At 44.4% G+C, this 13,171-nt stretch carries 13 protein-coding genes; 7 read left to right on the plus strand and 6 right to left on the minus strand.

The features are described from left to right. Positions 1-50 precede the first annotated feature (50 nt). From ABMY42_RS00545 to ABMY42_RS00555, 3 genes are all read left to right on the plus strand, one after another. Positions 51-1,016 (plus strand): OmpA family protein, encoded by a 966-nt coding sequence (locus tag ABMY42_RS00545; RefSeq protein ID WP_005445398.1) that lies wholly within the window; start codon positions 51-53, stop codon positions 1,014-1,016. Between the two features lie 115 nt (positions 1,017-1,131). Further along, positions 1,132-2,007 (plus strand): LysR substrate-binding domain-containing protein, encoded by an 876-nt coding sequence (locus tag ABMY42_RS00550; protein WP_349265849.1) that lies wholly within the window; start codon positions 1,132-1,134, stop codon positions 2,005-2,007. A 186-nt stretch (positions 2,008-2,193) separates the two neighbouring features. Further along, on the plus strand, positions 2,194-2,979 hold the full coding sequence (locus ABMY42_RS00555; RefSeq protein WP_349266096.1) for a phosphotransferase: 786 nt from the start codon (positions 2,194-2,196) through the stop codon (positions 2,977-2,979). On the opposite strand, the gene ABMY42_RS00560 is transcribed toward ABMY42_RS00555, so the two are convergent. Further along, positions 2,976-3,866, minus strand: coding sequence for a LysR family transcriptional regulator (locus tag ABMY42_RS00560; protein WP_005445394.1), 891 nt, complete (start codon positions 3,864-3,866; stop codon positions 2,976-2,978). The two genes, ABMY42_RS00555 and ABMY42_RS00560, sit on opposite strands and share 4 nt — an antisense overlap. Positions 3,867-4,076: 210 nt before the next feature. Here ABMY42_RS00560 and ABMY42_RS00565 point away from each other — a divergent pair, with 210 nt between their 5' ends. Then, positions 4,077-4,313, plus strand: a complete 237-nt coding sequence (locus tag ABMY42_RS00565) for a hypothetical protein (RefSeq protein ID WP_005445393.1) — start codon at positions 4,077-4,079, stop codon at positions 4,311-4,313. Between the two features lie 214 nt (positions 4,314-4,527). Continuing rightward, positions 4,528-5,799 (plus strand): Nramp family divalent metal transporter, encoded by a 1,272-nt coding sequence (locus ABMY42_RS00570; RefSeq protein ID WP_005445392.1) that lies wholly within the window; start codon positions 4,528-4,530, stop codon positions 5,797-5,799. 86 nt (positions 5,800-5,885) lie between these two features. Here ABMY42_RS00570 and ABMY42_RS00575 read toward each other — a convergent pair whose 3' ends face one another. Both ABMY42_RS00575 and ABMY42_RS00580 read right to left on the minus strand, forming a co-directional pair. Next, on the minus strand, positions 5,886-7,370 hold the full coding sequence (locus ABMY42_RS00575) for an MFS transporter (RefSeq protein ID WP_009696908.1): 1,485 nt from the start codon (positions 7,368-7,370) through the stop codon (positions 5,886-5,888). 374 nt (positions 7,371-7,744) lie between these two features. After that, a complete protein-coding gene (locus tag ABMY42_RS00580; protein ID WP_017817330.1) occupies positions 7,745-9,115 on the minus strand; it encodes an L-serine ammonia-lyase in 1,371 nt (456 codons plus the stop codon). 144 nt (positions 9,116-9,259) lie between these two features. Between ABMY42_RS00580 and ABMY42_RS00585 the strand changes: the two genes are divergently transcribed. Further along, positions 9,260-10,102 carry a YdcF family protein gene (locus ABMY42_RS00585; protein WP_045487010.1) on the plus strand — a complete coding sequence of 281 codons (843 nt, stop codon included), beginning with the start codon at positions 9,260-9,262 and terminating at the stop codon, positions 10,100-10,102. 9 nt (positions 10,103-10,111) lie between these two features. On the opposite strand, the gene ABMY42_RS00590 is transcribed toward ABMY42_RS00585, so the two are convergent. Both ABMY42_RS00590 and ABMY42_RS00595 read right to left on the minus strand, forming a co-directional pair. After that, positions 10,112-10,786, minus strand: coding sequence for a hypothetical protein (locus tag ABMY42_RS00590; protein WP_009696910.1), 675 nt, complete (start codon positions 10,784-10,786; stop codon positions 10,112-10,114). Between the two features lie 259 nt (positions 10,787-11,045). Beyond that, a complete protein-coding gene (locus tag ABMY42_RS00595; RefSeq protein WP_005445386.1) occupies positions 11,046-11,306 on the minus strand; it encodes a DUF333 domain-containing protein in 261 nt (86 codons plus the stop codon). A 260-nt stretch (positions 11,307-11,566) separates the two neighbouring features. Here ABMY42_RS00595 and ABMY42_RS00600 point away from each other — a divergent pair, with 260 nt between their 5' ends. Then, entirely contained in the window at positions 11,567-12,085 is a 519-nt protein-coding gene (locus ABMY42_RS00600; protein ID WP_005445385.1) for an NUDIX hydrolase, read from the plus strand. Positions 12,086-12,488: 403 nt separating this feature from the next. Here the strand turns inward: ABMY42_RS00600 and ABMY42_RS00605 are convergent, their stop codons facing one another. Then, a complete protein-coding gene (locus tag ABMY42_RS00605) occupies positions 12,489-13,166 on the minus strand; it encodes a lytic transglycosylase domain-containing protein (RefSeq protein WP_033002550.1) in 678 nt (225 codons plus the stop codon). Positions 13,167-13,171: the final 5 nt, after the last annotated feature.

Consider the following 13,171-nt stretch of genomic DNA (forward strand, 5'->3'; position numbering starts at 1 on the left):
CGTATGCTGGGGAAAGTAATCGGGTCGCCTTCGCATAAAGGAAAAAAATAATGAAAAAGATTGCTCTTGCAGTGGCTACCGTTCTTGCTGGTGGCGTAATGTCAAATGTTGCTCTTGCTGATACATACATCGGTGGCAAACTTGGTTACAACGCACTAAACGACGCATGTCACTTAGACGCACCATGTGATGACGATAGCTTTGCAGCAGGTATGCACCTTGGCTACAACTTTAACGAATACGTTGCAGCTGAATACGGCGTTGACTACCTAGGTAACTTTACTGCTAACTTCAACAAAGCTGGCAAAAACACTGTTGATGGCGACCTATGGGCACTGACTCTAGCTCCTAAGTTCAACCTACCTCTAACAGACTCATGGAACCTATTTGCTAAAGTAGGTGCTGCTTACATGATGGCTGGCGATGAGAAAGATTTCGTACCAACGGGCTCTCTAGGTGCTGAATACCAAATCAACTACAACTGGAGCCTACGCGCTGAGTACCAACGTTACCAAGACATGTCTGATGACATCATCGACGACATGGATTCTGACTTCTTTGGTATCGGCTTCAACTACAAGTTTGGTTCTGAGCCAGTAGTTCAAGAAGAAGTGGTTGAAACTCGTCCTGTAACTCGCATCGTTGAGCACGAATACCCAGCTCAAACTGCAACAGTACAATTTGGTCTAGAAAGTGCTGAACTACAAGACGCTTCTGCGTTCAACGGTACTGTTGAGCTAATGAACACTTACCCACAAGCTCAAGTTGAAATCAACGGCTACAGTGACACAACAGGTTCTGAAGCTTACAACCAACAGCTAACAGAGAAGCGTGCACAAGCAGTTGCTGATCACTTCCAAGCTGAAGGTATTGCTGCAGACCGTATGACAGTTAAAGGCATGGGCGAAGCTAACCCAGTAGCGAGCAACGAAACTCGTGAAGGTCGTGAACAAAACCGTCGTGTAGAAGTCGTTGTTCCTGCGTTCCAATACCAAACAACTGAAGAAGCTAAATAATCCATCATTAGCTTAATGATTCTAAAAGCCAGCGTTTGTCGCTGGCTTTTTTGTTTTCATCGAAATGTCACAGCTCTGACTTACACTTTTCGTGTTCTTTTGTTTGGAGCTACAGATGCAGAACTTACCCCCACTCAATTCTTTAAAAGCATTTGAAGCGACGGCAAGATTACGCAGCTTTACTAAAGCGGCTGAAGAGCTCAATGTCACCCGTGCAGCGGTTAGTCAACAAGTGAAATCCCTGGAAATGTATCTAGATGCCACTTTGTTTGAACGCAATGGCGCACAACTCATTTTGACCCAAGCAGCACACGATTACTTGCCCGTGGTTAGCAATGTATTCCAGAGTTTGTTCGCCGCAACTCAACACCTTTTCTCTCGCCAAAAACAGACCCAGTTAACGTTACACATGGCGCACAGCTTTTGCTCCCAATGGTTGATACCTCGACTCGCTGATTTTCATCGCCAGTATCCTGAAGTGAGTTTTAAAGTTTCTACTACCGCAAATGCAGTGCCGAGTAATAGCGACATCGCGGATGTGGAAATCATTAATGGTTATGGTGATTGGTCTTCGCAACACGCAACGCAACTCACGCAAGAGAACTGGATTTTGGTGGCAAGTCCGGGGTTTCTTTTACTAAATCCCGTTTCTGATCTGGTTGATCTTGTCCGTTTGCCGAAACTTGCAACTGGTGGCTATCAGGAAACATGGCAAGGTTGGTTTGCGTACCAAGGGCACGAAGGAGGGAGCGTAAAGTTAGCGGGAGAATTTGAACATTCTTTGTTGGCTATTGAGGCAGCGGTGAATCAGCTAGGTGTCTTATTAGTGCGCGACTTGTTAGTAGAAGATCATCTTCAACAAGGTACTTTGGTCCAAGTAGGTCATTGGTCAATGCCAAGCCGAGGCGCACATCATATGATCGTTCGTTATGGCGAGAAGCCGCATGTCAAAGCCTTTACTCAATGGCTAGTAAAAAGCTTACAAGCGTAACCAGATGTCCAAGCGATTTTCAGGCTATCGGGGGGCAAAATGACAAGATGAGCACGAACTGAGATAGAGCTAACAATCTGAAACATTATCAACCGTCATGACCAAAGTTCGGGTGCTAAGATGACAGAGTACGTTTCATGTCGTCATCACTCACAGAGCATGCGCTCTGGTTATCAAGGAGCAGTAATGGAAGCGTTTGAAGGGGGCAGGGATAATGCCATTTATCGTAAAGGTAATTTGGTCAGTAGACCAGCTAGCCACTGGACGATGACCGTCCATCAATTACTCCAACATCTTCATCAACATGGTTTTACTGCATGTCCAAAAGCAGTGTCGATTGAGGGCGGGAAAGAGTTGCTGACCTTTGTTGAGGGTGACAGCTATAACTACCCGTTAGAAGGACCGATTGCTTCGCTCACTGCGTTGAAATCTGCCGCAAACCTGCTCCGTTGTTATCATGATGCGTCGGAGAGTTTCCTTAAACAGCATGATCAAGATGTTCATCATTGGATGTTGCCAGCTCGCTCGCCGCAAGAAGTGATTTGTCACGGTGATTTCATGCCTTATAACGTGGCGTTAGATGGGGATGTCGTGAGCGGCGTATTTGATTTCGATACCGCTCATCCTGCGCCGCGAATTTGGGATATTGCTTTTTCTATATACGGTTGGGCGCCATTTAAGACTGATGAAGATGACAAGATGGGCACGTTAGAAGAACAAATTCGACGAGCCAAAATCTTTTGTGATGCCTATGGCTGCTCCCGATTAGAACGCGAAGAGTTGGTGGAGGTAATGACGTTGCGCTTAACGGCTTTAGTCGATCACATGCGCACGATGGCAGCCAATGGTGATGCCCAGTTTCAAGCCAATATGGAAGATTGTCACCATACGGCTTATTTACAAGATATCGAATACCTCAACAAACACCACCAAGCGATTACTGTGGGCGTATTGGGAGAAATCAAATTTTAGTCTGGCTTGGTGTGCCTTTTGATGATGGATTGAATCACACTAAACAGCCATTGGTTTTGTGGGTCGTGCTGCTGAGAACGTCGGCAGCTCATCACAAAGCTCACGCCGAGCTCTAAACCATTTGGAAGTTCGATGCTACGACATGATTCAGGAACGTTACCACTCATCGTAATACCGAAATGGTCGGTGTTCATGATGATGCTGTGAATCATGGCAGGATGTTCAATCTCAACTTTTGGATCAACATGAAAGCCGATGTTTTTTAAGCGATCCAAAAGTGGGTATTTATGATCGTTCCAACCAGGCGTCTTGAACAAAACAAAGGTATAATCGCCCAACGATTGGAAGTCCTTGGCAGGATGATCTTTGCGTACAAAGAATACCGCTTTGCCTTTTCCCAACTCTTTTTGTGCGATGGATTGAGGTAGATCTTCATCAAAGTAATGAATAGCAATGGCGTTCTCACCGTCAATGATGCGATTGCGAGCATCAGCCCCCCACCTTAAAAATGCATAATTGGCATGCGGCGCTTGCTTGAGCAACTCTAGGTAAAGTTTATCGCCAAAACGATCCCAAAAAAGTGTGTTGGCGTAGATTGCAACATCGCCAGTATAAAGCGGCGGGGAAAACTCTTGGGGTTTGATTGCGTCTGCGCTCGCCAAGATTTGTTCGAAATGAGGCATATTGGCTTCCACAAATGAGGTTGGTTCAAATCCATTTTTGGTTTGAATGAACAGAGGATCGTCCAGTTGCGCTTTCATTTTAGTGAGGTTTTTGCTGATGGCGCCGGAGGTTTTTCCCATTGATTCCGCGACCAAGCGAACGTTGCGCAGATCGTACATGCGCTTTATTACCAAGACGTTCTGCATATCTAGATTGATTGTCATTCTTTTACTCCAGCCAACGTTTGCTACGGCATCATAGCGCTGCCTCAACAGCGGAAAGACAGGGAATGGTCAATTCTAAGTTTATGGCAAAAAAGCCTTTTTCCAACAGGGATTTCCATTTGGTAAATTCGGGTTTTCCTCGTGCTACTTGGGCGGCGTTGCTAAAGTTTCTATATCGAAATGATGTACCACAAACAACAGAGGTGACGTATGAAAAAACTAATCGCACTAGGCTTAATGGTTTGTTCAGTAAATGTGGCATTCGCTGGCGATGGGTCATACACAGGTACCATTGATATGACAACAAGCCAAGCTAACCAAGTTGATGTGGAACGCGCAGATTCTAACCTGACTCTAAAAGGTCGAAATGATGCTGCTTATGGTGGTGTTATGATTCAAACAGACGCTTCTACTCAACCGATCCAACTTCGCGGTCGCCGCGACTAAATGGTCGAAATCTCCTTACTTTCAATGCCGCGTTTAACGCGGCATTGTTGTTTATGACACTTCTAGATTTAAAGTTATTCTGATAGCTTTTATTTATCGATAATTGAAAATTAATTGTTGAAATCTTAATTACCATTTTTGTGCACCTAAATGATATTGATTCTCATTTAGGTTGGCGTATGATTTTCTCTATCGACGAGAGGGGAATACGCTCATGAATGGTACGTCCAATAATTTACACGCTACAGCGATACAAACAACGGCGGCACAAAACGCGTCAGCCTTTAACAAAATAAAACGCAAGTTACTCATGTTAGGTCCAGCGTTTATTGCCGCAATTGGTTACATTGACCCAGGTAACTTTGCAACGAATATTGAATCGGGATCTTCATTCGGTTATCAACTGCTTTGGGTTGTGCTTTGGGCAAACCTCATGGCGATGTTGATTCAGTATTTGTCCGCTAAACTTGGCATTGTTACAGGCAAAAACCTCGCAGAACACTTACGCGACCATCTACCTAATAAATGGGCAGTGGGTTTCTATTGGATTCAGGCTGAAATCATAGCGATAGCAACTGACCTAGCGGAATTTATTGGTGCAGCAGTCGGCTTTCAGCTTGTCTTTGGTATCAGTTTGATGGAAGGGGCGTTGATCACTGCCGTTGCGACAGTGATGATTCTGACGCTTAACCAGAAAGGTCAAAAGCCGCTAGAGGTGGTGATTGGTTCGCTTCTGATGCTGGTTGCGGTTATCTACATTGCGGAATTGTTCTTCGCTCACCCCGCTGGCGGTGAAATGGCAAAAGGTTTGTTAACCCCAACATTTACTAACTCGCACCAAATCTACCTTGCGGCAGGCATTTTAGGCGCAACTGTGATGCCTCACGTGATATACCTTCACTCGGCATTGTTCAAAAACAACTATGGTGAAAGTACGAAAACACGTCTTCGTACTACTCGTTTTGACGTGTTGATTGCGATGGTAATAGCGGGCTTTGTGAATATCGCTATTGTGGCGATGGCAGCAGCTGTTTTCCATTACTCTGGTAACCAGCATGTAGCAGAAATTGAAACCGCGTACATGACGCTGACCCCACTCGTAGGTAAAGCTGCCTCTGTGCTATTTGGTGTGTCTCTGATTGCTTCGGGTTTATCTTCCACAGTAGTGGGAACCATGGCAGGACAAGTCGTGATGCAAGGCTTTGTACGCTTCTCTATTCCAATGTGGTTGCGCCGCTTCATTACCATGGCGCCATCATTTGTGGTGATTGGTTTGGGTATGAACACCACTGATATTTTGGTGATGAGCCAAGTGGTATTAAGCTTCGGTATTGCGCTGGCGATTATTCCGCTGCTTATCTTTACCAACAGCGAGCGCTTGATGGGCGAGTTCAAAAACAATAAATGGGTATCTTATTCGGGTGTGGTTATCGTCACTCTTGTATTGGCATTGAACGCGTATTTGATGTTTACGCTTGCTGCATAGCCAACGCTCGCTAAGCGACAAACCTCTGTCGATAAAAAAACGGAAGCCAATTGGCTTCCGTTTTTGCATTTAGGTGAAGAGGAATATTAGTTTTGTGCGTTAGCCTCAACCATTTCCAATTCAGCTTCACTGCGTTTGGCAGCTTCAAGCATTTTGCGGATGATGAAAGAAGCACCTAGTGCGATAGCAACCATTACAACAGCGAGCACGGTTAGCAATTGGAAGTAATCACCGTAGACGTGTTGTACGATTTCTTGGGTGATTTCTTGCCCTTTTTCTAGAGCGATAGAAGTCGAGAATGCAGCACCAACAATACCACTCAGCGCGATAGCAACAGAGAACAAGCTTACTGAGAAGTTTTCAATGTGCTTCGGTGCAACCGATAGGATAAATGCAACGACCATTGAGCCTACAATCACTTCTGCAATTGCTTGGAAGAAGTGAATCGCTAGGAAGATCTCAGGCATGATGATTACGTCTTCGCCCACTGTGGTTACAGCGAAGGTTAGGATGCCGAAAGCAATCGCTGTTAGCACGAATGCCAACGCAATTTTAGTTGCTGTAGATAGGTGAATATCGCGTTTTTCTAGCACACCAAAGAAGCCAGCTACGATAGGACCACCAACCATACACCATAGCGGGTTCATCGCCATTGCAGCTTCAGGTTCTAGTGGAATAAAGCCAAATAGGGAACCTTTTAGTGTGTTGATCGCCACCATGTTCATTGAAGTCATCATTTGACCGTAGTAAACGAAGAAACACGTGGTTAGGAAGGTTACGATAAGGATGGTACCCATCTTCAATGATTCCGCTTTGCTTGCTTTCAACATCAAAGAAACAAAGTAAAGAATTGCTGCACCACCAATGGCGTAAACGATGTTTTGACCGATATCCATGTTTGAGAACATGAAGAATACCAACGCAATCATCGCCACAGAAATAAGAGCAAAGAAGATCCAGTTTTTGATGCTAACGGTTTGTTTGTCTAGATCTGATGCGACACCAACCAAGCCTTTGCGGAACACAAGTAGCATAACCAGTGCTGCGCCTGCCATTACTGCAGAGATGGTGAAACCGCCATTAAAGCCAATCACCAATACAATCATTGGGAACAGGTATTGACCTAGGAAGGCGCCTACGTTGTTCACTGAGTAGTTGATTGGATAGCCTTTCTCAAAGTCTTCTTGAGACTTAAAGGTACGTTTGTACAAGCTAGGGTAGGAAGGTGACATCAAACCACGACCGTAGCTTGCTAGTGCGATACCACACATAGACAGTGGTACGTTGGTAGCCGAAGCACCAAGAACAAGCAGCGCGTAACCAGATGCGAATGCTAGGAAGGCAATCGATAGAGAACGGTAAGCTCCTAAAAATTTGTCAGCGATGAAACCGCCAGCAATCGCAAATAGGGGGCCAATCGCAGAAAAGGCACCCACGATCATCATGGTATCAGCTTCGTTGTAATTCAGATCCTCTAAGAAAAAACGCGTTAGACTGACTAACACGCCGTAGAATGATAAGCCAAACATCATTTGGCAGAACATCATAGATTTATTTAGTTTATTCCACATAATTAAATACTCACTATTGCGAGAAAGGTAGTTATTATTTCTGTTAAATGTTACTTAAACGCTATGTTACATATTGAAACAATTGTCGCATAAAACGAATTTAATGCACTAAATTTTCTAATGCGAAACGTTTGCCTTGCTAATGTGTTGTTCTAGATCAACTAGGAATTATGTGAATAAATGACTAAAAAATAACATTTTATAAGACTATTATTCTTTAGTGATTTTTAAGGTTTTGAAAAGACGTTGAAATAATAAGCAGTCGAGAGTGAGGTGGGAGATAGCGTGATTTTTATGCAGGAATAAAGACGTTGGCGGAATTTTATCCGCCAACAATGAAAAATATTAATTAGCAAACGCTGAAATAAAGTATGCTATTCGCAAGGTGGTGCCATGTGAATCACTGCCAGACCGCCGAGTGACGTCTCACGATATTTCTTGTTCATGTCTTTACCTGTTTGGTACATGGTTTCGATAACTTTATCTAATGAAATAAGGCATTTGCTAGTGCGTTTTAACGCCATGCGTGATGCATTGATGGCTTTCATTGCGCCCATCGCGTTTCGTTCGATACACGGAACTTGAACCAAACCACCAATTGGATCACAAGTCATGCCAAGTGAATGCTCCATAGCAATCTCAGCAGCAATGCAGATTTGCTCGTTGCTGCCACCACGCAGTGCGGTTAAACCTGCTGCTGCCATAGAAGAAGAAACGCCGACTTCTCCCTGGCATCCGACTTCTGCACCAGAAATCGAAGCGTTGGTTTTGTACAAGATACCAATCGCTCCAGCCACAGCTAAGAAGTCTTTCAGCTGTTTGTTGTCGAGCTCTTTGATGAAACGATGGTAGTACATGAGCACCGCGGGGATGACGCCAGCAGCGCCGTTGGTTGGTGATGTGACCACCTGACCGCCAGCCGCGTTTTCTTCACTTACTGCGAAAGCAAATAGGTTTATCCAATCCATGATCTCCATTGGATCGTTCTCTACTGCTGCGTTAGCTTCAAGCTTTTTGAGTAGGTTAGGCGCTCGGCGTGTGACGTTTAACCCACCTTCAAGAATGCCTTCGGTGTCAAAGCCACGTTGCATACACAACGACATTACTTTCCAGATCTGTTCTGCTTTTTGGTCGATCTCTTCTTGCTCACGGAAAGCCAATTCGTTTTGAAGGATCATCCCCCCTAAGCTAAAGCCGTTTTGCTCTGCTTTTTCTAACATCTCGTCAGCAGAGGTGAAAGGGTAAGCAACTTGGATTTCTGCCTCATTGCCACCGTTTTCTAGCTCGGCAGCAGTGGCAATAAAGCCACCACCGATGGAATAGTAAGTTTCAAACGCCACTTGCTCACCAGCAGCATCAAAAGCCGTGATGGTCATGCCGTTTTCATGAAGAGGAAGGTTATCGCTGTGGAAGACGATATCGTGCTCATAACTAAACACGATTTCATGAACACCTGCGACAGAGAGCGTGCCGTGTTCAATGGTATGTTGTAGCGCGCTTTTCGCGCTCGTCATCTTGATAGTGTCGGGTTTATTACCCATTAGCCCTAAGACGGTAGCACGATCCGTGTGGTGTCCTTTACCGGTGAGCGATAAAGAGCCGTAAAGGTCGACTTGCACCTTGTGCACTTTCGCCATAGAGTCGCTAAGCAATTGAGTGAAATGGTAACCTGCGAGCATAGGACCATTGGTGTGGGAGCTAGAAGGACCGACACCGACCTTAAAAATATCGAAAATCGACAGCATAATTGACTTCCTTTCTTTGCGGACCTTTGTCAAGGTCTCTAGAACGACATTGTTAATTAGATGTTAATGCCTGAAAGAGTATTGGCAAAGCAAATTTTTGTATACAAATTGTTCGCGAAAGTATGAGTAATTGAGATCTCGGTAATGAAGTTAAACAAGGTAGTGATCATTCTAGGTAAGCGTTTGGTGCATGATCAGCTCAGTGCTGAAGGGCGCTCACGTGTAGAAGCTTTAGTTTCCGTTTTAAACCAATGGGATTTTGAGTCGACGGCATTGGTTTTTTGTGGAGGGGTCACTCAAGGTCAAACGATCTCTGAAGCGGATGCGATGTATCAGTATTTTGGTCAGCTAGCCAAGGTTAGGGGAATCGACTTTCCTGATCAGCAAGTCATCATCGAGAGTCGTTCCCTGAATACCGTGCAGAACATGCAAAATGCGGCAAAAGAGCTACTGAAAAGTGGGTTATGTCCAATGGGACAAGCTATCGAAGTCATACTGCTTTCCAATGACTACCATTTAGAGCGCATTATTGAGATCCAGACCTTGATGGATGAACAAGGCTTATTACGAGTATTGAAATCGCGTTGTGCAGACATGGGAATAGAGCTCACTGTTTCACTAGATATCGCTGAGCATATCAGTGTGCCATATCCAAACTCAGGCACTCAGGCAGATGCGTTTCTTTTATTTGATGAACTGACGACTTATCGTGTTTATTTGGAAGGGGTGAAAAACAAGGCATTTAAGCGAGACTTGGCTCAAGTACAAGCGAAACCATTAGCGATAGCTTTAAAAGCAATAGAAAAACTCCAAACTTTGCCTTTAACACAAGACGTTAAAAACCAAATCGCAGAGATGAAAAAGGCCATCGAAATGACGGCCTTTGATGATTCAGTTTTTGCAGCGCAACAAGCGTTGGCTGTGTTTCATCCGATACTCACGGCGTTAAATCAACGCCTTGACCCAGAAGCGAGTGTATCGGAATGAAACTCAGGTTTACTGGCGTTTAAGTTCACGACGAGTACGAACTGCGCTTAGTGCAATAAGGCTGTAGCACAATAGCTCGATGCCTTCTTCAGAGATGTTTTTCACATCACGCACGTAGTGCTCACCCATAACGTGTTGCCAGAAACTTCCCATTCCGTATAAGCGAGAAAATACCACCAATAAAACAACAGAGCCAATGAGCAGTTTCATGTATGGCGACTGAAGTATAACCGCCATCTGATTCACGGTACCTTTACCACCTTGGTAAGCTTTTGCACATGCGAGTGCTGTTACTGCTAAGGCTGGGAATACCCAAGAGCCATGGTGAATCATATCAAACCAGTAATCCATTTCGCGGATCATCAATACCGCAAAAAAGCCAGAGATAAGGATCGCGGCGTGCGATAAGTGAGCTTCTTGCTTGGAAACGCGATAGAACGACCAAGAAGCGACGGCTAACATGATCAGTTGTAGCGTTTCAGTGATGGATGTTTCACCCAAGCTTGAGCCCAGTAGAACGTAATCTACGCGAATACTCAGGTTCACTAAAATACTAATCGCGATGATGGTCAATGCACTCAACATCGCTTTGTAGATAACGCGCTTTGATTCTTCAGTAATTTTTGAGTCTTCAACAAGGTTGGATTGTGCCGATTCGACTTGTTTGACAGTATCTATTTTCATCCTGACCACCCGCTCCAATAAAAATGTGGAAAAAACGTGAAATTTCGTGATGTGCGCGAGAAATTTTATTGCCCAAGTGGAAAGTAATGTCAGAGAAATGTCAGAAATAAAACGGCGTTCGATATGGTGTCGCTATGCGGTAAGGCTGGTAAATAAAGGACTAAGTGTCAGAAATCTGGAATGTTTAGAGAAAATAAAAAGGAGCATGAAGCTCCTTTGTTGTGGATTGCGCAATCTTAGATTGCGTAAATGTTAACCATTACGACTCAGCGTCTTCTTTGTGGTTTTTACGGTAATATTCCCACTGTTCAACACGCTCATTTTCAGACAATAGACAGTAAGTTACGCGTTCACCGTTTTCTGTCACTGTATCTAGTTCACCACCTTGCTGCACGCAGTATACTGCTGCTGGGTTTGCTGCTGATGTGTATTCGTTTGAGCGAGTTGCACCTTCATAAGTAGAACAACCTGCCAACACCATTGCTGCCGCCACCGCCGTTACTAAAGCCGTCTTTTTCATTCTTGATCTCCGCGTGGGAATTACGAGTAGTGTGTTGATTATAGGAGAGTTTAAGAAAAATACTGTCTTATGTTTGTTAAAAGCACGACGCTTGAAAGGGAATTCTGTGTAATTTTAGAATTTGCTCACTGTTCGTCTGTATATCCAAGTATCTCAAGGTTATCTTGGGTGGCATTGTTGTAGGCTTGCGCAAATTGAAACTTGGGAATAGTTATGAATTTCGGTAGTATGCGCGCAAAACATTCACAGCGGATCCTGCGATGAGACACTTAAAAACAACTACGCACCCAGACATCGAACATTTGGATGACAAAATCATCTTTCAGCGTAATGCTGCACGTGCCATTGTGCTTGATGGTGAAGATGTTCTTCTCCTCTACACTGAACGTTACCACGACTACACTCTGCCGGGTGGTGGTATTGATGAAGGCGAAGACGTGATTGCAGGTTTGGTTCGTGAACTCGAAGAAGAAACTGGTGCGAAAAACATTCACAACATTAAGCCATTTGGTATCTTTGAAGAGTTTCGTCCTTGGTACAAAGACGATGCGGATGTGATGCACATGACGTCATACTGCTACACGTGCAAGATTGACCGTGAGCTAGGTGAAACGTCTTATGAAGATTACGAAGTGAAAAACGGCATGCGTCCAGTTTGGATGAATGTGCATGATGCGATTGCGCATAATGAAAAGACGATGGCAGAAAGCCCAAAGAAAGGAATGAGCATTGAACGCGAAACCTTCTTGCTCCAACTAATCGCAAAAGAGTTGTTGTAATCACCCTTCGATCAAAGTTGTAACTTCCAGCCAATAAAAAAGTCCGAGCTCCCCCCCGGAACCCGGACTTATTCCAGACGCGCAAGCGAAGCGTCATCTCGATATTCTGTATTTTGTTTCAATCTGTAAAAACAATAGCGGTTTTATATTTGTTGTGTAAATAATTAATAGGTCTAACCATTGTTTTTCACTGAATTTGCACCCGTAATGTGATGCATCTCTACTCAATACACAAGCACAAATTGGTGAATTATCAGCAAACCACTGCTCTTTCTTATCTTTGAGATACATTACCTTAACTTTTATGCACGCGTTTGCATCGAGATCACGAGTTTGCAAATTGGCAGTACAGGATCTTGTATTTTTACGAACACCTGACATTGTCGAGTTTTAGTGATGGGTGTCACAATTCGACCAGAGGTGGTAATCGACTAAGGTCTATAAGCGGTTTGGTGTAGATAGATGACTGGTCGGAAAATAACAGCAAAGGCTGAAAAGAATCCGTACGAAGTTGTTGTACATCAACCAAGCGCTCTAGTGCGTAGAAGCGGTTGACGTACTCTTGTGTTTCATTGGGTAAAGTGAGCGCATCAAAATTTCGACTACCCGCATTTTTCATCGCCCTTGATACGCGTCCCTCGCCCGCGTTGTAAGCTGCTAGAGTCAGTGCCAAGTCTTGATCAAACTTCTCATACAGGAACGCCAAGTATTTCAACGCCGCTTGAGTGCTGGCTTTGGTATCAAACCGTTCATCATCGGTGTCTGATACTTGTAAACCAAATCGTGTCGCTGTGGCAGGGATTAATTGCCATAGACCCGCAGCATTCGCATGTGAGACGGCTTGAGGGTTATAAGACGATTCCAACATGGGCAACAAAACGAATGTGGGCGGTAACGACTGCTGCTTAAGCTGTTTGAAAATATGATCGAGCAATGGGCGAACAGAATCGAGACGTTTGGCAATTTGGCTCTGGTAGGGCGCGAGCACTTGATATTGTTGGGTAATGGTTTCTTCGTTGGGTTTGGCTATTGAGAGAGAAGAAAAGCAGGTGAGCCAAAACGCAAAAAAGCCCACAGTAATCGACC

The sequence above is a fragment of the Vibrio sp. SSH13-20 genome (assembly GCF_040104475.1).
Classification (GTDB): domain Bacteria; phylum Pseudomonadota; class Gammaproteobacteria; order Enterobacterales; family Vibrionaceae; genus Vibrio; species Vibrio harveyi.